The organism is Streptomyces sp. NPDC031274, from assembly GCF_055570235.1.
The window spans coordinates 1-1,260 of record NZ_JBVIHP010000302.1; the positions used below are offsets into that span (position 1 = coordinate 1).

General features: G+C 63.0%; 2 pseudogenes. One reads left to right on the forward strand and one right to left on the reverse strand.

Annotation, left to right across the window (positions count from 1 at the left end):
• Window positions 1-659: pseudogene (locus tag ACZ5CR_RS45860) on the forward strand (hypothetical protein); the annotation flags it as partial.
• Window positions 660-750: 91 nt separating this feature from the next.
• On the opposite strand, the pseudogene ACZ5CR_RS45865 reads toward ACZ5CR_RS45860, so the two are convergent.
• Window positions 751-1,260: pseudogene (locus tag ACZ5CR_RS45865) on the reverse strand (hypothetical protein); the annotation flags it as partial.

Below are 1,260 nucleotides of genomic sequence, written 5' to 3' on the forward strand. Positions count from 1 at the left end.
TGCTCGGGATCGCCTTGTACGTGACTAATACCTTGGTGCGCCTAATTTGGGAGAGGGTCGCCACCTGGCCCTCCTGGGCGGCTGACTCCATGACACTGGATGAGTTCCTGTTTCACGCCATCCCGTTCCTAATTGGGATGTTTCTCGTGTTAGCCCTGGCCGAATGGGCTAACGGCGGTTGGCTGCTGTTCGACCGTTGGCCCGTCTTCCTGAAAACCACCACGGAGCTGGGCAGGGGCCAGCCGAATACGCCGTTTGTTTCTTGGCGGGTGGACCGTGACGCAGGACTGATCCGACTCACGGGCATCGTGGTCTGCGGTGTGGGGAGCGGCAGTGTCCTGGGGTGGTCCGAAGGAGGTCTAGGTACAGCAGCTCTCGGCGCAGTGTTCTTCGGTTGCCTCGCCTTGGCGGGACTGCGACTTGAAGACGGCGATCGTTGGCTGGCCCATAGGGTCGCCACTCGCTATCTCGCCGCGCGCGGCGAGTTTCCCAAGCAGCTGATGCCGTTTCTCGGCGACGCCTACCGGATTGGCCTCCTGCGCGCCGTTGGCCCGGTCTATCAGTTCAGGCACGCCGAATTCCAGGACCACCTCGTGGCTACACTGCTGGCCCGTTCTCCGCATCTCACTCCACCAGGTGCTCCTGATGGCGCTCTTTAAATTTCAGTCAGGGCGGAATAATTTCGCCACCGCGAACTACAACAATGACCGACCCCCACCCCGCCAGTCACCCCAGGGATATGAAGCGGACCTACGCATGGGAGATCCGTTGCACCACAAGTTTCGATGAATGCTGCCAGTGAACCCTATACACGCGCACCGTATCCCGACGTCGATCAACGGCGAACGCCGCCCTGCACAATGAACACCGCAGGCGACGCTTGTGACCGTCACGATCGCAGCAGGACGCGGGTGCGAAGGAGCCGGAAGGAACCCCTTCCGTACATCTGCCGCTTGATCGTCTTAAACGGTTGACGTGCCCTTCGACGACTCCGGAGCTGTAGGCGAGCGTCATGCCGGCGAAGACAGCGTCCCAGTCCTGGCGCAGGAACCCGGCGAAGCCCCGCACAGGCCCGGAGCCGTTGGTCTCGGCCTCGCGGACCCAGTCGGCGAGGAGGTGCCCTCGCCGGTCGCGGACCAGGCCGGCGAAGACGCGGGCCTGGTCACAGGCGGTTGCAATGTCCGGGCAGGCGATGCGCACCTCGTCGAGCTGGTCCTGTTCCTCACGGCTGAGCCCGTCACGCGGTCTCATGATCCATGA